This window comes from Rothia sp. HMSC061E04 (assembly GCF_001813685.1).
GTDB lineage: Bacteria > Actinomycetota > Actinomycetes > Actinomycetales > Micrococcaceae > Rothia > Rothia mucilaginosa.
This window is the reverse complement of the sequence record NZ_KV813690.1, coordinates 109,647-129,133: the sequence shown is the minus strand read 5'-3', so window position 1 is coordinate 129,133 and position 19,487 is coordinate 109,647. Positions and strand designations below refer to the sequence as shown.

General features: G+C 57.0%; 20 protein-coding genes. 5 read left to right on the top strand and 15 right to left on the bottom strand.

Annotated elements, in window-relative coordinates:
- Positions 1-264: 264 nt before the first annotated feature.
- The 8 genes from dnaB to HMPREF2927_RS01095 all read right to left on the bottom strand — a co-directional run bounded on the left by dnaB (position 265) and on the right by HMPREF2927_RS01095 (position 7,890).
- Positions 265-1,620, bottom strand: a complete 1,356-nt coding sequence (gene dnaB, locus HMPREF2927_RS01135; protein WP_070674133.1) for a replicative DNA helicase — start codon at positions 1,618-1,620, stop codon at positions 265-267.
- Between the two features lie 844 nt (positions 1,621-2,464).
- Positions 2,465-3,271 carry a class I SAM-dependent methyltransferase gene (locus HMPREF2927_RS01125; RefSeq protein WP_070684802.1) on the bottom strand — a complete coding sequence of 269 codons (807 nt, stop codon included), beginning with the start codon at positions 3,269-3,271 and terminating at the stop codon, positions 2,465-2,467.
- A gap of 644 nt (positions 3,272-3,915) precedes the next feature.
- Positions 3,916-4,221, bottom strand: coding sequence for a hypothetical protein (locus HMPREF2927_RS01120; RefSeq protein WP_070684800.1), 306 nt, complete (start codon positions 4,219-4,221; stop codon positions 3,916-3,918).
- 228 nt (positions 4,222-4,449) lie between these two features.
- Positions 4,450-4,902, bottom strand: coding sequence for a 50S ribosomal protein L9 (gene rplI / locus HMPREF2927_RS01115; protein WP_005504050.1), 453 nt, complete (start codon positions 4,900-4,902; stop codon positions 4,450-4,452).
- A gap of 20 nt (positions 4,903-4,922) precedes the next feature.
- Positions 4,923-5,159, bottom strand: coding sequence for a 30S ribosomal protein S18 (gene rpsR / locus HMPREF2927_RS01110; RefSeq protein ID WP_004005948.1), 237 nt, complete (start codon positions 5,157-5,159; stop codon positions 4,923-4,925).
- A gap of 83 nt (positions 5,160-5,242) precedes the next feature.
- Positions 5,243-5,875 carry a single-stranded DNA-binding protein gene (locus HMPREF2927_RS01105; protein WP_005504055.1) on the bottom strand — a complete coding sequence of 211 codons (633 nt, stop codon included), beginning with the start codon at positions 5,873-5,875 and terminating at the stop codon, positions 5,243-5,245.
- Positions 5,876-5,969: 94 nt separating this feature from the next.
- A complete protein-coding gene (gene rpsF / locus HMPREF2927_RS01100; protein ID WP_005504056.1) occupies positions 5,970-6,275 on the bottom strand; it encodes a 30S ribosomal protein S6 in 306 nt (101 codons plus the stop codon).
- 190 nt (positions 6,276-6,465) lie between these two features.
- A complete protein-coding gene (locus HMPREF2927_RS01095; protein WP_070684798.1) occupies positions 6,466-7,890 on the bottom strand; it encodes a CCA tRNA nucleotidyltransferase in 1,425 nt (474 codons plus the stop codon).
- Positions 7,891-8,016: 126 nt separating this feature from the next.
- On the opposite strand from HMPREF2927_RS01095, the gene HMPREF2927_RS01090 reads away from it, so the two are divergent.
- The 5 genes from HMPREF2927_RS01090 (at position 8,017) to trxA (ending at position 13,295) form a co-directional block, all read left to right on the top strand.
- Positions 8,017-8,520 (top strand): NUDIX hydrolase, encoded by a 504-nt coding sequence (locus tag HMPREF2927_RS01090; protein ID WP_005504058.1) that lies wholly within the window; start codon positions 8,017-8,019, stop codon positions 8,518-8,520.
- 65 nt (positions 8,521-8,585) lie between these two features.
- A complete protein-coding gene (murJ, locus tag HMPREF2927_RS01085) occupies positions 8,586-10,250 on the top strand; it encodes a murein biosynthesis integral membrane protein MurJ (RefSeq protein WP_070684796.1) in 1,665 nt (554 codons plus the stop codon).
- Positions 10,251-10,446: 196 nt separating this feature from the next.
- Positions 10,447-11,634: a serine/threonine protein kinase gene (locus tag HMPREF2927_RS01080; protein WP_233992313.1), complete on the top strand. Its 1,188-nt coding sequence runs from the start codon at positions 10,447-10,449 to the stop codon at positions 11,632-11,634.
- 246 nt (positions 11,635-11,880) lie between these two features.
- Entirely contained in the window at positions 11,881-12,915 is a 1,035-nt protein-coding gene (trxB, locus tag HMPREF2927_RS01075; protein ID WP_070684792.1) for a thioredoxin-disulfide reductase, read from the top strand.
- A 53-nt stretch (positions 12,916-12,968) separates the two neighbouring features.
- Positions 12,969-13,295, top strand: coding sequence for a thioredoxin (gene trxA / locus HMPREF2927_RS01070; RefSeq protein WP_070684790.1), 327 nt, complete (start codon positions 12,969-12,971; stop codon positions 13,293-13,295).
- A 113-nt stretch (positions 13,296-13,408) separates the two neighbouring features.
- Here trxA and HMPREF2927_RS01065 read toward each other — a convergent pair whose 3' ends face one another.
- From HMPREF2927_RS01065 to rnpA, 7 genes are all read right to left on the bottom strand, one after another.
- Positions 13,409-14,707 (bottom strand): ParB/RepB/Spo0J family partition protein, encoded by a 1,299-nt coding sequence (locus tag HMPREF2927_RS01065; RefSeq protein ID WP_070684787.1) that lies wholly within the window; start codon positions 14,705-14,707, stop codon positions 13,409-13,411.
- A 236-nt stretch (positions 14,708-14,943) separates the two neighbouring features.
- The gene (locus tag HMPREF2927_RS01060; RefSeq protein ID WP_070684785.1) at positions 14,944-15,786 is read right to left on the bottom strand and encodes a ParA family protein; all 843 of its coding nucleotides are present in this window, start codon (positions 15,784-15,786) and stop codon (positions 14,944-14,946) included.
- A gap of 456 nt (positions 15,787-16,242) precedes the next feature.
- Positions 16,243-16,884, bottom strand: coding sequence for a 16S rRNA (guanine(527)-N(7))-methyltransferase RsmG (gene rsmG, locus HMPREF2927_RS01055; RefSeq protein ID WP_083311135.1), 642 nt, complete (start codon positions 16,882-16,884; stop codon positions 16,243-16,245).
- 1 nt (position 16,885) lies between these two features.
- Positions 16,886-17,452, bottom strand: coding sequence for a Jag family protein (locus HMPREF2927_RS01050; RefSeq protein ID WP_070684784.1), 567 nt, complete (start codon positions 17,450-17,452; stop codon positions 16,886-16,888).
- 111 nt (positions 17,453-17,563) lie between these two features.
- Complete coding sequence (gene yidC / locus HMPREF2927_RS01045; protein WP_070684782.1) at positions 17,564-18,553, bottom strand: membrane protein insertase YidC; 990 nt, start codon at positions 18,551-18,553, stop codon at positions 17,564-17,566.
- Positions 18,554-18,604: 51 nt separating this feature from the next.
- On the bottom strand, positions 18,605-19,078 hold the full coding sequence (yidD, locus tag HMPREF2927_RS01040; RefSeq protein WP_005504090.1) for a membrane protein insertion efficiency factor YidD: 474 nt from the start codon (positions 19,076-19,078) through the stop codon (positions 18,605-18,607).
- Positions 19,075-19,440: a ribonuclease P protein component gene (gene rnpA / locus HMPREF2927_RS01035; protein ID WP_049341943.1), complete on the bottom strand. Its 366-nt coding sequence runs from the start codon at positions 19,438-19,440 to the stop codon at positions 19,075-19,077. Before rnpA ends, yidD begins: the two co-directional genes overlap by 4 nt.
- Positions 19,441-19,487: the final 47 nt, after the last annotated feature.

The following is a 19,487-nucleotide window of genomic DNA, read 5'->3' as shown; positions in this document are numbered from 1 at the left end:
TTATGGGTACTAAAAAATCTTCAAAAAACTTCTAAAAAACCTTATAAACGCAGAAGAAACCACTCAACCCCTCACAGAATGCCTTCTAGAGCCCCCTCCGCAGCCCCTATTCCCATGCCCTGCGCACGATTCCTAACCCTAGCCCCGGGCGCCCCTACCTATAGGTACAAAAAGCCCCTCCCCTTCCGTCCGGCAAGGAACAGAAGAAGAGGGGTACAGCCACAGAGTGCTGAAAGCTTAGTACTGAGTTAGTTGAGTACGGGGTTAGTACTGGGGAGGCGCCTCATTCGCCATATTGTTGAAGCGCGAGTACTTACCGCTAAACGCCAACGGGATAGTACGAGTCGGACCACCACGGTGCTTAGCGATAATCATGTCCGCCTCACCCACGCGTTCACTGTCCGGGTTATACATATCCTCACGATGCAGCAGAATCACCATATCCGCATCCTGCTCAATAGAACCCGACTCACGCAGATCCGAAACCATCGGACGCTTATCAGTACGCTGCTCCGAACCACGGTTCAACTGAGACAGTGCAATCACCGGAACATCCAGCTCCTTAGCCAACAGCTTCAGGCTACGAGAGAACTCCGAAACCTCCTGCTGACGAGACTCAACCTTCTTACCCGAACTCATCAGCTGCAGGTAGTCCAGCACCACAAGTTTCAAATCATTACGCTGCTTGAGACGACGGCACTTCGCGCGAATCTCCATCAGAGTCATATTCGGCGAATCATCAATAAAGAGAGGAGCAGAATCAATACGCCCCTGCAGAGTCGCCAGGTTCGTCCAGCCCTCAGTATCCAGGTCGCCCTTCTTCAGACGACCCATTGAAATCTTGCCCTCCGCAGAGAGAATACGCATCGCCAACTCAGTACGACTCATCTCCAGCGAGAAAAACACAGTCGTCATCTGATGATGAATAGACGCAGAACGAGCAATATCAAGAGCCAGAGTCGACTTACCCACACCCGGACGAGCCGCAATAACAATCATCTGGCCGCCGTGCAGACCACCGGTCAGCTCATCAAACTCAATAAAGTCAGTCGGCACACCGTACACGCCATCGGGGCGGTTCGAGTTCGCATCAATCTCATTGATGGTCTCCTCCAACGCCTCAGAGAAAGACACATAGTCTTCCTTCGCGTTACCATCAGTCACCGCATAAATCTCAGCCTGCGCCTGATCTACCAAAGTATCAACCTCAGTCTCATTGGCGTAACCCAGCTGAGCGATCTTCGTGCCCGCCTCAATCAGGCGGCGCATAATCGCGTGCTCCTTAACAATCTCAGCGTAATACTGAGCGTTAGCAGCAGTCGGAACCGACGCAATCAGCGTATGAATATAGGACGCGCCGCCCACACGAGTCAGCTCGCCGCGCTTCTTCAGCTCATCAGCAACCGTAATCGCATCCGCAGGGCTACCGTGACCGTAAAGAGAAAGAATCGCCTCATATATCGTCTCGTGAGCCGGCTTATAGAAATCAGACGCACGCAGGCTCTCAACCACATCCGCAATAGCGTCCTTCGACAGCAGCATGCCACCGAGCACCGACTGCTCAGCCACATCATCATGAGGCATAGTGCGGGAACCATAATCAATAGCAGTTTCAGACATGCTTATCCTCGCGTTTCAATCCGATATCTACGACGTTCCAGAAACAATTTCTGCAGAACTCCTATGCTAGTTTCTCACGAAGGCACACGCGAAACACATACACGCCTAACGGGCAGCGCGCAGATAATCCTCAATCTTCTCAACAGCGAGCGCCGCACCATCCATAGTGCGCATTACCTCGCCTTAGCGCGCATGCCCTCATCGCTGAGCAGACGTGACTGCCTCACAAAAAATATTTTTCAGGCCACTGCTATGTGCCTAGTAGATCCCTCGATATCAGAGTCGAGGGCACTAGTCATGAAGGCAGAACTCCGCCATGTTTAAAATCCTCCCTCTCCTCGTACTGCATGTCCTCTCTCATCTGGTGGCAGTGCTACTACTACACACCTATAGTAGGTCCCTGCCTGTACCACATACCATGGTGCTTAAGTACCTGCGAGTATCAGCAATGCTGTACTACTACAGGCTCGCTGATGGGGTGTCCTACATGTATGCAGGTGTGGGGGTACTAAATCATTGGGAAGCCCTAGTGCAACAGATGCTGGGTGAGTATCTGATACTGATGCAGTATCCAGCAGTAGTGCTGGTACTAGTGCTCAGTGCCGTAGTCGGTGCAGCACTCAGGTACCGTGTGCTGCTATACCTGGCGAGAGTGGAGGCCACCGCCGGTAGGGAGGCAGTTACAGCGGGATGGGTGCATGCTGTGGCAGATGGTATAGATGCGCTAGCGAATCTGCTAGGGCTAGCGGGCTAGCGCTTGAAAACGGAGCCCCAGTATTCCCTCGGATAGAGAGGAATACTGGGGCTCCGTTTCGCTGTATAAGCTTTGCGGTGTGATTCTGTCTTACTTCTTACGCAGAATCAGGCCGATAGCGCCAATATGGTCGGCATGGCGGCGGAACACACCGCGCATACCCAGCACACGCTCACGAATCTGCGGCTTACGCGCCAGATTGAACGCAATCTTCGCAACGCCAGCGGGACCCTCATCAGCCAGCAGACGCTTCGGCTCCAGCAGAGCCATATCGGTCTGGTACACATCCAGCACCTCAAAGCCAGCCTCTTCCGCCAGAGCAGTCCACTCGGCAACGGTCAGCGGGCGGGCATTCACGCGGATAGTGCGCGCCAAATCCTTCTGAATCTCTTCCTTCAATTCGGGGCGCAGATAATCGGGAACCAGCGACATCTCGTGAATAGCGTAGTGACCGCCCGGACGCAGCAGACGAGCCGCCTCACACATAATCTCCAGCTTGTGCTTATCGGTCTGCATGGTCAACATCGCCTCGCCCACCACGGCGTCGTAGCTCTCCGAGGGCAGACCGGTCTCCTGAGCGCTAGCGTTCACCACACGGTAGTTCGGCTTAGTCGATGCGCCAATACGCTCGGTTACGATTTCAGCAGCCTTGGGATCAAGATCCACACCGGTGTAGCTCTTGGGGGAACGCTTCACAATCTCCAGGGCGGTAATACCCAGGCCCGGAGCAAACTCCACGACGTCAATGTCGCCGCCCAGAGCACGAGCCAGCAGCCAGTTGGTGGTCTCGCGGCCGCCGGGGCGCAGAACCTTCTTGCCCAGCTGAGCCAGCAACCAGTGACCTGCTGCCTTTTCGGCGGGGCGGTCGGTACCGGGAACGGAAGGGGTCTTAGACACGGAAGACAACTCCTCAATACTTGTATTTAATATGCAAAATTTATCTTTCCCAATTCTAGACCCGCCACCCCAAGAAAGGAAATATGACGTTATATAGAAGTATGGTTGCCCTTTATTACAGCATGCCGCAACACCACTACAGCCATCCTTGCCACACACCCTAGAGATTAAACAGAAACTGGAGCTGGACCTCTCGGTCCAACCCCAGTCTCATCACACACACATACATACGAAAATCAGAGCCACTTCCGCAAGGAAAGTCCAACTTTCTGATGGTCCTCTCGAACCATCTATATAAAGTATTACGCGTAAACCTTTATTCCCTGTAGGTTAAAGCTGTAAGAAAGCTGGGAATAGATTTTTCTTCAACATCGGGGTGCAGTGCCCCGGATTTCACGCGGAAACTACACGTCGCGTTAAAAGAAGAAAGGCAAGGCGCTTTTGCCTTGCCATCCTTCTTTCGTTAGCGGGCGACCCCGCTACACGAAACACACACATTCACATCGCAGTCCTCTCGAACCAACACTTATAGTAAACACCCCCAACCTTATGGGAGGATTGAATTTCGCTGGAAACAAGCTGGGAGAAAACCAACAGAACCCTGAGAGCTTTGATATTGTGCAGTTTGCGGACTCTAAACCGGGCTAATAAGCCGCCATATACAACCCCAGCAGCACCAACGGGTTAGCCACTACAGAAATAACCGCCAAGCAAATATTGGCCACGCGGTACTGACGGAACTTCACCAGACCCACCAGCGCGCACACCAGCGCAACACTGGATGCAAGGCCGCCAACCACCAGCAAAAGAAGCAAAAGAGCAGTAGCGACATTCGCGTCCGCAAATGGGATAACCGCTAGAGCGCACAGCAGCAAATTGATACACTCCAACACCACACCCGTGGACAGAAGCTGCGCGCTAGAAGACAAACGTGAAAAAGATCGAGCCATGTCTACCAGTCTACGGGGTCAATTGGCGTACCTCGCAGTCGCAACTGCTCTAACCACCAATCCTTCTGTAGCACACCACATATTCTCAGCCTCCAAAAATAATGTTTCACGTGAAACATGCACAGGAGCGAATACAACAAACGGGGTGCCCCTCACAAAGAGGGACACCCCGTCCGACACTCACCGCCGCCGCATCAAAGCGCCAGCGTCAAATATCTAAAAATCTACTTACGCAGCAGCAACGACGTCCAGGACAACGTTAGCAACAACGTCAGCGTGCAGGCGGACAGTCACCTTGTACTCACCGGTGCGCTTGATAGCGGAACCCAGGTGGATGGTGCGCTTGTCAACGGAACCAATGCCAGCAGCCTCAATAGCCTCAGCAATAGCCTCAGCTTTGACGGTACCGAACAGGCGGCCGTCAGCGCCAGCCTTGTGTGCAACGACAACCGGCTTAGCAGCCAGGGACGCAGCAATTGCCTGAGCCTCTTCCAGAGAAGCCTTAGCACGAGCCGCACGAGCGGCGCGGATGGACTCAACCTGCTTCTCGCCACCCTGGGTCCAGGTCACGGCGAAGCCGCGGGGCAGCAGGTAGTTACGTGCGTAACCGTCCTTAACGGTGACAACATCGCCAGCTGCACCGAGGCCGGAAACTTCCTGAGTCAGAATGATCTTAGCCATGTTACTGTCTCTCCTTCTCTTTAGCGGCCAGCGCCGGAGTAGGGCAGCAGTGCAACTTCGCGGGCGTTCTTAATAGCCTGAGCGATCTTGCGCTGCTCCTGAACGGTCACGCCAGTCACGCGGCGAGCGCGGATCTTGCCGCGGTCGGAGATGAACTTGCGCAGAAGTGCGACGTCCTTGTAGTCGATAACGGTGACGTCAGCAGCCTTGAGGGGGTTCTGCTTGGGTTTGGGCTTACGGATTTCAGCCTTAGCCATCGTGGTGCTCCTTAGAGTTGGGAGCCCGCGGCGGATAACCGCGGGATGGATTGATAAATTACTATTCGGAAAACGAAACCGGCTTAGAACGGAGGTTCGTCGTCGGCGCCGCTACCCCAGTCATAGTTACCACCAGACTGAGAACTCCACGGATCAGCAGCAGGAGCTGCGGGGGCCGCCGGAGCAGCCGGAGCGGAGTAGCCAGACTGGCCAGAGTAACCATTACCTTGAGCAGCAGCAAAATTGTTCTGCTGAGGAGCGGAGAAACCGCCCTGAGCAGCAGCGTTGTACCCAGCGCCACCGCCAAAGCCACCCTGCGCACCGCCACCGAAGTTATTACCTCCGGCAGAACGCTGCGCGCGAGTCACCTGAGCAGTAGCAAAACGCAGAGTCGGGCCGATCTCCTCGACCTCAAGCTCAAACGAAGTACGACGCTCGCCTTCCTTGGTCTCGTACGAGCGAGACTTCAGACGGCCCTGCGCGATAACCTGAGTACCCTTCTTCAGAGTCTCTGCAACATTCTCAGCGTAACCACGCCACACCGACGCACGCAGGAACAGGGTCTCCCCATCCTCCCACTGGTTCGTCTGGCGGTTAAAAGTACGCGGAGTCGATGCGATCGTGAAATTAGCAACCGCCGCACCCGCAGGGGTGTAACGAAGCTCCGGATCGCCAGTCAGATTACCAATAACGGTAATAACGGTATCGCCTGCCATTTGATGCCTCCTCGATAAGAGTTACAAGTATGTTGAATCCAGTACAGCGCAACCCCCTGACATTTTTAGGGGGTCAGCCGACCGGAAAGACCAACTACTTGCTGGAGATCTTCTGATCCTCCGGGCGGATGATCTTGGTACGCATGACGGACTCGTTCAGGTTCAGAACACGATCGAGCTCAGCTGCGGTCTCGGGGGTAGAGGTGAAGTTCACCACTGCGTAGATACCCTCAGACTTCTTCTGGATCTCGTATGCCAGGCGACGACGGCCCCAGATGTCGACGTTGTCGACGGAACCACCCTCGTTGGTCACGATCTCGAGGAACTTGGACAGCGACGGCTCAACCGCACGGTCCTCAACCTCGGGGCTGAGGATAACCATCAGTTCATATGCACGCATGATTAAACCCCTCCTTTGGGCTAAACGGCTATGGGATTTCCATAGCAGGAGATTCATTGTGCCCTACACGTGAAACACACCGGGCGGGGAACACGCATAGATTTCTTAACAATACACGAGAAAAAGCAGATAGAACAGTACCGCACCGCGTGACCTCAACCATGCGATGCGGTACCGAAAACCGCAGAAGCTACGCCTCCCGACGCTGCTCCCACCACTGCACCAGACGAGCCTTCGCCTCCTCCTCAGGAAGCGAACCCTCATCCAGACGCAAATTCAACAAGAACTTATACGCCTCACCCACCACCGGGCCCGGCGCAATACCAAGAATCTGCATAATCTGACCGCCATCCAGATCCGGACGAATTGAATCCAGCTCCTCCTGAGCAGCCAACTCAGCAATACGACGCTCCAAATCGTCATACGCCTCAGCCAGCGAACGCGACAAGCGACGATTACGAGTCGTCACATCAGAACGCGACACACGATGCAGACGCTCCAACTGATCGCCCGCATCACGCACATAACGGCGCACCGCAGAATCAGTCCAACCCGACTCACGGTAACCATAGAACCGCATATGCAGCTCCACCAGACGAGCCACAGCCTTAATCGTGTCATTATCAAAACGCAGCGCACGCATACGCTTCTTCACCATCTTCGCGCCCACCACCTCATGGTGCAGGAACGAGACGGAGCCGTCCTTCTCAAACTTACGAGTCTTCGGCTTACCAATATCGTGCATCAACGCCGCAAAACGCAGAATAAAATCAGGAGCCGGGCACGGGCCGTCCTCGTCCGTCTCCTTCTCCATCGCCTGCTCCATCACCTTCAACGAATGCGCATACACATCCTTATGGTGATGCGCAGGATCCATCTCCATACGCAACGCAGGAAGCTCCGGCAACACATAATCCGCCAGACCCGTATCCACCAGCAGGTTCAAACCCACCCGCGGATAATCCGCCTCAATCAGCTTCACCAGCTCATCACGCACACGCTCAGCTGAAATAATCTCAATACGGCCAGCCATCTCACGCATCGCCTCGAAAACCTCCGGGGCAACCTCAAGATTAAAACGCGCAGCAAAACGAGCCGCACGCATCATACGCAGCGGGTCCTCAGAAAAAGACTCCTCCGGCGAGCGCGGAGTACGCAAAACACCCGCACGCAAATCCTCAACGCCACCAAACAGGTCAACCACCTCGCCGCTCGGCAAAGCCGCCGCCATCGCATTAATCGTGAAATCACGACGCACCAAATCGGCACTCAAATCCGTGCCGAACTCAACCGTCGGCTTACGCGAATCCGAAACATACACCTCAGCACGGTACGTGGTCACCTCATACACCACGCCATTCTTGCGCGCACTAATCGTGCCGTACTCCTTGCCGATATCCCACGTATGCTCACCCCACCCACGCAGAATCTGCTCGCTCTGCTCCGGAGTAGCATCCGTCGTCAAATCAAAATCGGTGAAGAGACCATCTTCAACCCGCAGATTATCGCGGACAATACCGCCCACCAAGTACAGCTCAAAACCCGCCGCACGGTACAGTTCTCCCAGCTCGGCGGCATCCGGGTACTTCGACACAACATCAATAATCAGCGACATAATCCTTTAATCGTGCCAGAAAAACCACCCACGCGCCCACCCCACACCCACAACACCCCACCAAAGACAGCTATCTCACCTCAAACCGAGACACCAAAACCTCAGCCTATCGGTTAAGGTAGAACCATGAGCATTCCCGTACCCCGCGCCCCCAAAACGCGCTTTACCGCGCCCGCGCGAGCGGTACCCGCCCCCGAAGAAGTCTCCGCAGGCGGGCTCATCATCGACTTTGACCGACCCGAACAGCTACCCGTAGCCATCATCGCCCGCATCAACCGCAACGGACAACGCGAATGGTGCCTACCCAAAGGCCACATCGAACACGGCGAAACCACCGTCGAAGCCGCACAACGCGAAATCAGCGAAGAAACCGGAATCACCGGCTACCCCGTAGCCTCCCTCGGCACCATCGCCTACTGGTTCACCTCCAACGGCACGCGCATCCACAAAACCGTGCACCACTACCTCTTCGCAGCAACCGGCGGCGAACTCAGCATCGACAACGACCCCGACCACGAAGCAATCGACGTCGCATGGGTCCCCCTCGAAGAGCTCCCCACCCGCCTCTCATTCGCCAACGAACAACACATAGCCCGCAGTGCGCGCGAATACATCACCACCCAGCTCTAAACACCCGCTGTAAGAGCCCCAAAAACTAAAAGAAGCAATCACCCGCCCACACAGGAGAGACATACGTGGCACGTAATGACGCCCGCTCAAGCGCAATCATGGCAGCAGGCACCCTCGTCTCGCGCATCCTCGGATTCGTCAAGACCATCCTGCTCACCGTAGCCATCGGCTCACTCTCAACCGTCGGCGACGTCTTCGAAACCGCCAACACCCTACCCAACCTCATCTACGTCCTCGTAGCAGGCGGCGTGTTCAACGCAGTCCTCGTACCGCAAATCATCAAGGCGGCCAAAGCACAAGACGGCGGCGCACGATACATCTCCAAACTCGTCACCCTCACCGTCACCGCAATCGGCCTCATCACCCTCATCACCGTCGCCTGCGCCTGGCCCATCATCAGCATCATGGGCTCAGGATGGAGCCCCGAACAACGGCAGCTCGGCTTCATCTTCGCCCTCTGGTGCCTACCCCAAATCTTCTTCTACGGCCTCTACACCGTCATCGGACAGGTCCTCAACGCCAAAGACGCATTCGGCGCCTACATGTGGTCGCCCGTACTCAACAACGTCATCACCATCCTGTCGCTATTCCTCTTCATCTTCCTCTTCGGCGCACAGACCCCCAACCCCCACCCCATCCACACCGTAGACAACTGGACCAACGCCCAGACCCTTGTACTGGCAGGCTCCTCCACCTTCGGCGTCATCATGCAGGCACTCGTCCTGTTCATCCCCCTACGCAAGCTCGGCCTGCGCCTCAAGCCCGACTTCGCATGGCGCGGCATCGGCCTGCGCGCAGCCTCGAAGCTCGCCGCCTGGACCCTCGCCTCCGGCATCATCTCCAACCTCGCATTCCTCTACATGACCAAGGTAGCCGCCGGCATCGTCGGCCAGCGCGAACACTACGCCGCCCTCGGCATCCAAATCCCCGGCTTGCAGGCACTCAACTACGCCTCCATGCTGTACATGCTCCCGCACGGCGTCATCGGCATCTCCATCGCCACCGTGCTCTTCAACCGCATGAGTGCCTCCGCCATCGCCGACGACAGCGACAGCGTCATCTACGCGCTCTCCCACGGCCTGCGCAACGCAGCCGTAGCCACCGTCTTCTGCATGGTCGCACTCATGGTCCTGGCAGGGCCCGTCGCAGTACTCTTCAGCGGCGGCGACCCCATCGCAGCAACCATCATCGCCAAGCTCATCGTCATCACCGCGCTCGGCACCCCCACCCTCACCATCAACTACCTCTACAGCCGTGTGCTCTACGCCCGCGAAGACGCACGCACCCCCTTCCGCATCCAGGTGTACTCCGCCATCATCATGGTCATCATGAGCTTCGCAGCATCCCTGCTCGACGCACAGTACACCGTGTACATGCTCGCCTTCATCTACCCAGTGCACAACATCCTGATCATGTTCATCAGCCACAACATGGTCCGCCGCCGCCTCGGCTACTACGGCCAGCGCGGCATCGTCAGCACCTACGCCCGCACCACCCTCGCATCCCTCTTCGCCGGCGGCATCGCGGCCATTGCACTCTGGCTGCTCGGCGGCTACCAGCTCGACGGATTCGCCTGGGCATCCAAGCTCACCGCAATCATCACTCTCGCCGTATGTGGCACCGTCATGGGCCTGGCATACCTCGCCGGTATACAAATCTTCCGCGTCAAGGAAGCCAACGCACTACTGGCACCCCTCACCTCTAAACTTGAGCGTTTTGCCCGCCGCTAAAGCAGTACACAACGCCCAACCCGGGTAGCTGTCCGTGCACCCACCGCACCCCACACCGAGGCCCGCAGAAGACACAGGCAACCACCCGGACGCCACAAACTATCACTCAGCCCCAGCATCCTTCAATGCCGGGTAGAATCTAATAGTCAGGGCCCGCCACACGGCAGGCACTATGAAACCACCTCGGGAGAACACGTTGTCGCAACAGATTCCGGTCGGATCGGTCCTCGGAGGCCGCTACGAGATCACCGCACACATCATCATTACGGTAGAATCCGACATGGTGCTTGAAGGCACCGACCAGATTCTCAACCGTAAGGTCTCGGTCGTCGTCGCATCGCCCAGCCGCAGCGCACTGCTGGAAGCAAACTCCCGCGCGCTCGCAACCAACGCACGCGGCAACATCCAAATCCTTGACCTGGGCATCACCCCCGAAGGTAGCCGCTACCTCGTCACCTCCCACACCCGCCCCGACACCCTGCTGGACACCCTGCTGGTCGAAAACCACGCACTCTCCAACGCAGAGGACGCGCTGGGCACCGAAATCTTCGGCGACTCCGAAAGCAGCAGCTCCCCCAACACCTACGAGAAGGTCTCCTCCTCCGCTAATCAGGAGAGCATCACCGCCGCCAAGAACTGGAACTCATCCGACGGCGCGGCAGTGACCGCCTACTCCGAACCCACCAGTATCTACGAAGATGACGAAGACGAAGAAGACGGCAGCCGCGGCACCTGGGCAGTCGCCCTGGCAGCAGTCCTACTGCTTGTCATCGTCGCAGGCGGTATCCTCACCTCCCTGGGCGCAATCGGCTCCAACCAGGCAGCCGCACCGCACACCCCCAAGTCTTCCGCCTCGGCACCCGAATCGGCTGCGGCAAGCGCCAGCGCATCGGCATCCCCGACCACTAAGGCATCGAACGCACCGGCTAAAATCGCGTCCGTGGCTCGCTTCGCGCCCTCGAACCCCATGTTCATGAACGACATGGACACCCTCATCCCCAACCTGACCGACGGTAACGCCAACACCGCATGGATCAGCTACGGCTTCGGCACCGCCAACTACGCCGGCACCATCAAGGAATTCGGCCTGGCACTGAAGCTGCAGCCCCCCACCGTTGTCTCCAAGCTGACCATCCAGCAGAACACCGGCGTCGGTGGTTCCTTCACCGTCTATACCAATAGCTCCGCATCCCTGAACGGTGCGGTTGAGATTGGCAAGGGCACCTTCGAAGGCAAGGATGCAGTCGTCACCCTGGACACCTCCAAGCAGAGCGCAGAAAAGGGCGCCTACGTGATCATCGTGGTCAACGAGCTACCCCGCCTCTCCCTGCCGATTGGAGCTTGGAATTACGGTCTGCGCATCAACGAAATCAAGGTGGACTAATCAACCCATAACGTGACACCGACAGGGCGCTCGCACCCCAGACACAAGGGTGGGGCTTCTGAACTCAACAGTTCGGAAGCCCCACCCTTTTTGATGTCCATTTATGACTCTTTATGGCAGGGTCGCTACTCAAAGATTCACAGTGCGCGGAGTATCTGGATAAGGGTCCCCCAAAAATGGAATAATCGAGGATAAAGCCCTGTTATAGGGGCAGAACGAAAGACCTACAACGGAAAGACATATCCGATGACTGAGAATCTGGGAGGCCTCTTCGGAGGCTCCGCCCTGGGCAATCTGAACCTCGCATCCGCACCCGCCACCAAAGCTGCACCGGCTGCCGAGGTTGAAGCCGATGCAACCGTCCACAACGTCATTATTGTGGGCTCCGGCCCCGCCGGCTACACCGCCGCAATCTACGCGGCACGCGCCGAACTGAAGCCCGTCCTCTTCGCCAGCTCCCTGGCACCCGGCGGCTCCCTCATGAACACCACCGAGGTGGAGAACTTCCCCGGATTCATTCAGGGCATCCAGGGCCCCGAGCTGATGGAGAACATCGGTCAGCAGGCTGAGCGTTTCGGCACTGACATCCGCTACCAGGACGTAGAGAAGGTTGAACTCACCGGCGACGTGAAGAAGGTCTACACCGCTGACGGCGCCGTTCACCTGGCGAAGACCGTCATCATGACCACCGGTTCTCAGGTCCGTAAGCTCAACATCGAGGGTGAAGATCGACTCTCCGGTTACGGCGTCTCCTGGTGCGCAACCTGCGATGGTTTCTTCTTCAAGGACAAGGAAATCGCAGTGGTCGGCGGCGGCGACTCCGCGCTGGAGGAGGCACTGTTCCTGACGACCTTCGCGTCCAAGGTGTACCTGGTGCACCGCCGCGATTCTTTCCGCGCTTCGGAAATCATGCAGACCCGCGCGTTCAACAACCCGAAGATTGAGGTCGTCTGGGATTCGGCTGTTACCGCCGTTCACGGCGAGAGCAACCTCGAGTCGATCACCCTGACCAACACCAAGGACGGTTCTGAGCGTCAGCTGGCTGTTCAGGGCTTGTTCATCGCTATTGGCTCCGATCCTCGAGTGGAACTGGTGCGTGATCAGCTGGAGATCACCGAGAACCACACCATCGCGGTTCAGGGCCGTTCTTCGAAGACTTCCGTTCCCGGCGTTTTTGCTGCCGGTGACGTGATTGACCCGACCTACCGCCAGGCAATTATTGCTGCAGGTTCCGGTGCTGTTGCCGCTCTGGACGCGCAGCACTACCTCGAAAACCTCTAAACTATTCGTATTACTCGCAGGGGAATCCGCCCCGTGTCAGAAAGGAGCACTCCGTGAGCAGTGCACAGCAGGCAACTGATGCCACTTTTGACGAACTGGTTCTGAAGAACGACAAGCCCGTTATCGTGGACTTCTGGGCTGAATGGTGCGGCCCCTGCCGCATGGTTGGCCCCGTGATTGACGAGATCGCTGGCGAGTACGCCGGTCAGGTCGACGTGGTCAAGGTGGATGTTGAAGCAAATGGCGATACCGCCATGAAGTACGGCATTACCTCCATTCCCGCCATCTACCTTTTCAAGGGTGGCGAGGTCGTCAAGAAGACCGTAGGCGCTAAGACGAAGTCCGCCCTGCTGGCAGAGTTCTCCGAGCACCTGGGCTAAACTTTCGAGAGGCTAGAGAAAAACCCTCGGTGATGTTTCACGTGAAACATCACCGAGGGTTTTTTTATATATACAGCTGATTTCAGTTGCTAAATATTGTTTTAAGCGAAAATTTAGCCCAAGAAATCAGAATCCAAAACGCGGATAATGCGGTTCAGATCCTCAACATTCGCAAATTCGATGGTCATCTTACCCTTGCGAGCACCCAGCGAAATCTTCACCGAAGTATCGAGCTTGTCAGCAAAAGCCTCCGCAATATAGTCCAGGCGCTCACGGTGCTTCTGAGGCTGAGGAGCCTTACGCTCCTTCACCTCGGCAGCGCCGGATGCGTGGTTCACCAGCTCCTCAGTTGCGCGAACCGACAGCCCCTCATTCACAATCTTCTGCGCGAGAGTCTCAATCTGAGCTTGGTCCGTCAGAGCCAGCAGGGCACGCGCGTGACCCGCGGAGAGAATACCCGCCGCAACGCGACGCTGCACCAGAGCCGGCAGCTTCAGCAGACGAATCGTGTTCGAAATCTGGGGGCGAGAACGACCAATGCGCTTAGCCAACTGCTCCTGAGTAGTGTCAAACTCCTCCATGAGCTGCTGGTATGCCGCCGCCTCTTCAATGGGGTTCAGCTGACTGCGGTGCAGGTTCTCCAGCAGGGCGTCACGGAGCAGGTCACCGTCTTCAGTCTCACGAACAATCGCCGGGATGGTGCTCAGGCCAGCCGCCTGGGTTGCACGCCAGCGGCGCTCACCCATGACCAGCTCATACTTTTCGGCACCGTTTTCGCGCGAGGGACGCACGACGATCGGCTGCAGAACACCAATCTCACGTACCGAGTGGATGAGCTCTTCCATGTCCTGCTCATCAAAGTCGGTTCGGGGCTGCTTGCGGTTCGGGTGGATATCATGAACGTTCAACTCAGCAAACTGGGCACCGGGAACCGGAACCAAACCGCTCTGCTCCTCAGAAGCGGACTGCGGAGTGGAGACGTCTTCACCAAAGAAGAAGTCCACCGGGCGGCGAGTCAGGGTGGTGTTGCGCAGTGCCGCACCCATATCCACGCGAGACTTCTTCTTCGATGTTTCACGTGAAACATCCTGCGAGGAGGCGGGAGCTTCAACCTTCCCCTCTGCCTTTTCAGCTTCAGCAGGCTTTTCCTGAGCGGGTGCAGCTTCAGCAGGCTTAGCATCTACAGACTCAGCTTTAGCGCTCTTACGCTGCTTCTCCGGCTTAGCCTCGTGAGCCATTTCGAAGAGACCGTCAGTCATCGGCTCTTCAATCGGAGTAGACACCTTCTTGGGTGCAGTCTTTACTGCAGTAGTCTTTTCGGATGCCTTCGCCTCAGCATTACCAGAATTCTTCGTACTCTGAGGGATCAGTGCCCCCAGGCCACGACCCAAGCCGCGTCGCTTTTCAGCCATCGTTACTCCTTAGGACCCCCGGACGAGCCCGCTCATTTTTTCTTCTTCATCTAGTGTAAACGAAATAAGCACTCGAAAGCAGGAGTAAAAAATGCACGGCGCATAATCCAAATTATTCCCAATAATTAATTCTCTAAGGCTGTTTTCTCGTGTTTCGCTCAGAAGATACCGCACACAATGAGCCCTTTTGAATCATCAATAGACAATCCAAAAGGGCTCATTTCAAAAGATTTAGATTATGCGGATCGGCGCGAGAGCTCCTGTGCCGCCTCGCGGTAGGCGCGAGCGCCAGTCGACGAAGAATCGTAGGTGATGACGGTCTGCTGATAGCTGGGAGCTTCAGAGATGCGAACCGAGCGAGGAATCTTGACCCCCAGAGTCTCCTCCGGGAAGTGCTCGCGCACCTCCTCTGCCACCTGGAATGCCAGGTTGGTACGAGCATCGTACATGGTCAGCAGGATTGTACTGATGCGCAGCTTGGAGTTCAGGTGCTTCTGAATCATCTGGATATTCTTCAGTAGCTGACTCAGGCCTTCCAGAGCGTAGTACTCGCACTGGATCGGAATCAAAATCTCTTCTGCCGCAACGAAGGCGTTGACGGTCAGCAGGCCGAGGCTCGGCGGGCAGTCGATGAAAACATAGTCCAGGCGCTCCATGCCCTGCTTCTCGCGCCACTCAGTGTAGTCCATCAGGGCGTTCTTGAGGCGAGTCTCGCGTGCCACCAGGGAGACTAGTTCAATCTCCGCACCCGCAAGGTCGATATTGGCGGGGGCACAGAACAGGCCGGGCATATCGGGGCATTCCTGAATAATTTCAGAAAGCGGCTTATCCTCAATCAGAACGTTGTAGACACTGGGAACGTCCACGCCGTGTTCAATGCCCAGTGCGGTCGAGGCGTTACCCTGCGGGTCGTTGTCGATCACCAGGACGTTCAGTCCAGCCTCCGCGAGCGCGGCTGCGAGGTTCACGGCGGTGCTGGTTTTACCCACGCCGCCCTTCTGGTTCGACACGGTGAAGACACGCGTATGCACAGGCTTGGGGAGCAAATCTGCAACAGATTTCTGAGCTTGAGGAGTCATCGGGTGCCTTCCATATTCCGGGTGGTGTGTCTACGGTGATGCTTCGTCTGATGCCTCGCGTGTGGCAATACTCTGCGGTATTTGTGCGCGAGGAGGATTCAACCTCCGCTCCCCCACCATTCATTCATCTCAGCATGTTTCACGTGAAACATACTGAGATGAGGTGATGAAGTCTGCAATGTTTCACGTGAAACATTTGTGCTGCCCGAATGGTTTTTGAAGGACTCGAGGTCCCATAGTGAACCATCAGACTTTGATGTAGAAGAGCCTAAGGTTTCAATCCTTCCTTAAGGGTACCCGGCATCAGGTCAATACTCCACGCGAGAGGTCATTCTATGTACTCTGCGGATGCAATTGCCGCGCGCCCGGCAAGCCAGCGCACAAAAAATGGGCGGCACCGCGTAAGCCAGCCTATTCACTAGCTCGTTGCGGTACCGCCCATTTGAGACGAAACCTTTAGAGGCGAACTCGAACCACCGTCGTCGGCTCTTTCAGCAGGTCACTGCCGGCGGTGAGAATCTCAGTCTCACGCGCACCGTAGCGGTTCAGCTTCTTCTTCGCCTTGGTAATCTCCTCTGCGGCACTACGACCCTTCAGGGCCAGCAGCTCACCGGTGCCGCGCAGAATCGGCAGAGTAATGTCCAGCAGGCCCACCAGAGCCGACACAGCACGCGCAGTCACCACATCAGCCTCAACAGCACCCACAGCCTGCTCAGCACGCGAGCGCAGCACGGTCACGTTCCCCAGACCCAAATCCTCAACAACCTCATTCAGCCAAATCACGCGGCGCTCCAGAGGCTCAATCAGGGTCAGCTTCAAATCCGGGCGGGCAATCGCCAGGCACAGGCCGGGCAGGCCGGCACCAGAACCGACATCGGCAACCGACGCGTTCGGCGCAATGTATTCCTGTACCACGGCACAGTTCAGCACGTGGCGAGCCCACAGGCGCGGAACCTCACGCGGACCGATCAGGCCACGCTCAATACCGGTCGTCGCCAAGTGCTGCACGTAGCGCTCTGCCAAAGGCAGACGCTCACCAAACACAGCCTCCGCTGCGGCACGCTCGCTCTCGTTGAGAGCAACCATCGAAGTCTCCATACTAGGCTCCTACCTCGGGAAGAGAGATCACCACGTGACGGCGAGGGCCCTCACCCTCAGACTCGCTGTACAAGCCAGCAGTAGCCACCACATCGTGCACGACCTTACGCTCGTACGGGCTCAGCGGCTTCATGTGCTCATCGCGACCGGTAGTGCGCACCTTCTCAATCGCGTCAGCAGCGATCTTCTCCAGCTGCTCACGACGCTCAGCACGGTAGCCAGCGATGTCCAGAATCAGGCGGGAACGAGTGCCGTTACCAGCCAGGACGGAGAGGCGCACCAGCTCCTGCAGAGCCTCCAGAACCTCACCGTGGCGGCCAACCAGGTGGCGCAGTTCCTCATTGTCATCATCGTCATTGACGACCGACAGGTAGATGCGGTTATTGCGCACCTCAATATCAATGTCGCCGTCCATATCGACAATATCGAGGAGTTCTTCGAGGTAGTCAGCGGCGATATCGCCTTCCTCGTCGATGTCCTCAAAATCGTCTTCTTCGCCCTCAAGGGGCTCCTCTACTAGCTGCTCCTCAACGAGCTGCTCGTCCTCATATTCCATAGCTTCAGTCACAATATTCCTCGGGGTGTTCGGAGGGGTGTCCTAGGGGTAAAAAGTATCTCATACACGGCGCCGGGCCCGCGCCACACGTGGCGAGAACCCGGCCCGAATCACGGAAGAAAACTACTTCTTTCCGTTCTGCTTATTGCGTTGCTGCTTCTGGCGCTTCTTACCGACCGGCTGCTGACGCTGACCAGCTGCGGCACGCTCACGAGCCTCCCGCAGATCCTTCTCGTGCTGCTCACGGGTCTTACCAATCGGAGGCAGGCCCTTCGCAGCACGGCGAGCGTTCAGCTCACGCTCCGCCTGAGAACCGGGGGTCGGGTTATTGCGGATAACCCACCACTGCTGGCCCAGCGACCAGAGGTTCGACACGGTCCAGTAGTACATAACACCCAGCGGGAAGTTAATACCGGAAACAGCGAAGATGATCGGGAAGATGTACATGATCATCTGCTGCTGACGGAACATCGGAGAGTTCAGAGCCGCCTCCGACATGTTCTTCACGCTCAGCTGCTTCTGAATGTAGAACTGGGTCGCACTCATCAGAACAATCATGATGACCGCCTGGACAACGGTCGCGGTGGTGTCACCAGCGCCCGGGTGCACCATGGTCGCAAACAGCTGCGCACCAAAAATCTGCGAGTCGTTGAACTGGTGCACCAGATCAGCCGGCAGCATGAGCACGCTCTCGTTACTCTGCGCCGCGGTGGGAACGCCCATCAGCACCTGGTACAGACCGAAGAAGATCGGCATCTGCGCCAGAATCGGCAGGCAGGAGGCGAAGGGGTTCGTACCGTGCTTACGGTACATTTCCATCTGCTCCTGAGCCATAGCCTGGCGGGAGAGCTGGTCCTTCTTACCCTTGTACTTCTCCTGCAGCTTCGCCATATCGCCCTGCATCGCGGTCATACCGCGCATCGCCTTAATCTGCTTGACGAACAGCGGAATGGTCAGGGTACGCATCACCAGGGTCAGGAAGATAATGCACAGAACCCAAGTCAGGCCGGAAGCCGGGTCCATACCCAGCGAGGTGAAAAGAGTGTGGAACAGCCACAGGACCACGGAGACGATCCATTTAAACGGCCAAAGAATCAAATCAAAAATATTCACGCGGGAATACTCCTTAAGGACTCGGCTAAGTCATTGTGTGGGAGGCGCCGCCTACTCAGGGCGGGCGTCACCACCGGTGTGAGGGGTGTAAAGATGGGGGTGGTTGAGCAGAATAATTTTCGGTTCTGCTCCGGGAGCGAAAGTACGCTTCCCCTCCGGAACTGGGTCGATACCTCCGGTCGCCCAGGGAACACACCGCAGAATACGGCGCACCGTCAGGGAAAGCCCGCCCATCGCACCGTGGGTGGTCAGCGCCTCCAGAGCGTAGGCTGAGCAGGTTGGGTAGTAGCGGCACACGTCCCCGTAGAGGGGGGAGACGACCTTGCGGTAGGCCTTCATGCACGCAATCAGCAGGTTCTGCGGTAGAACGTAGAGAGCCTGCAGGAAAGTTTCAGGCCTCACGAATTCGTTAGGTGCTAGTGCCAACAGCTCGTCGGGGCCCAGAGTTTCGGCAGATGCGCTATAGGTGCCGCTGTGATGCGCGTGGAAGCGTTCTTCACAGCGGTCACGCTGGGAACGGCTCACGGCTTCTCCTTGCTCTGAGGCAGGTCGAGCTTAGCGAACGCAGCCTCGAGTGCCGATTCGTAATCGCGGCGCAACTGATCCCAGCTGGCGCTCGCGGAGGCAGGAAGTGCTCGCACAGCAATGGCGTAGCCTTCCGGATGCGCAGCGCAGGTGAGCGCGGCAAGCTCACGCAACCGGCGCTTCACCAGGTTGCGTGTGACTGCGTTGCCCACCGCCTTCGACACAATGAAACCTACCTGGGTTGTTTTTCCAGGATTTTTCGCCGTAGATACAACGATGTTCCGACGTCCTGTACGGATGCCGGAACGGAAGGCGTGGGAGAATTCTGCGCTGGTGCGCATACGGTGCCGTTGAGGCAGCACGTGTTCCCCTTTGCGTAGTGTGGGAGATTCGGCTCGTGTGGGGAGCT

Coding starts and splice junctions, on each gene's coding strand:
- HMPREF2927_RS01065 (WP_070684787.1), bottom strand. CDS start 14,707: ATGGCTGAAAAGCGACGCGGCTTGGGTCGTGGCCTGGGGGCACTGATC.
- HMPREF2927_RS01090 (WP_005504058.1), top strand. CDS start 8,017: ATGAGCATTCCCGTACCCCGCGCCCCCAAAACGCGCTTTACCGCGCCC.
- HMPREF2927_RS01120 (WP_070684800.1), bottom strand. CDS start 4,221: ATGGCTCGATCTTTTTCACGTTTGTCTTCTAGCGCGCAGCTTCTGTCC.
- HMPREF2927_RS01060 (WP_070684785.1), bottom strand. CDS start 15,786: ATGACTCCTCAAGCTCAGAAATCTGTTGCAGATTTGCTCCCCAAGCCT.
- rpsR (WP_004005948.1), bottom strand. CDS start 5,159: ATGGCTAAGGCTGAAATCCGTAAGCCCAAACCCAAGCAGAACCCCCTC.
- rpsF (WP_005504056.1), bottom strand. CDS start 6,275: ATGCGTGCATATGAACTGATGGTTATCCTCAGCCCCGAGGTTGAGGAC.
- HMPREF2927_RS01105 (WP_005504055.1), bottom strand. CDS start 5,875: ATGGCAGGCGATACCGTTATTACCGTTATTGGTAATCTGACTGGCGAT.
- rsmG (WP_083311135.1), bottom strand. CDS start 16,884: ATGGAGACTTCGATGGTTGCTCTCAACGAGAGCGAGCGTGCCGCAGCG.
- trxB (WP_070684792.1), top strand. CDS start 11,881: ATGACTGAGAATCTGGGAGGCCTCTTCGGAGGCTCCGCCCTGGGCAAT.
- rplI (WP_005504050.1), bottom strand. CDS start 4,902: ATGGCTAAGATCATTCTGACTCAGGAAGTTTCCGGCCTCGGTGCAGCT.
- dnaB (WP_070674133.1), bottom strand. CDS start 1,620: ATGTCTGAAACTGCTATTGATTATGGTTCCCGCACTATGCCTCATGAT.
- HMPREF2927_RS01095 (WP_070684798.1), bottom strand. CDS start 7,890: ATGTCGCTGATTATTGATGTTGTGTCGAAGTACCCGGATGCCGCCGAG.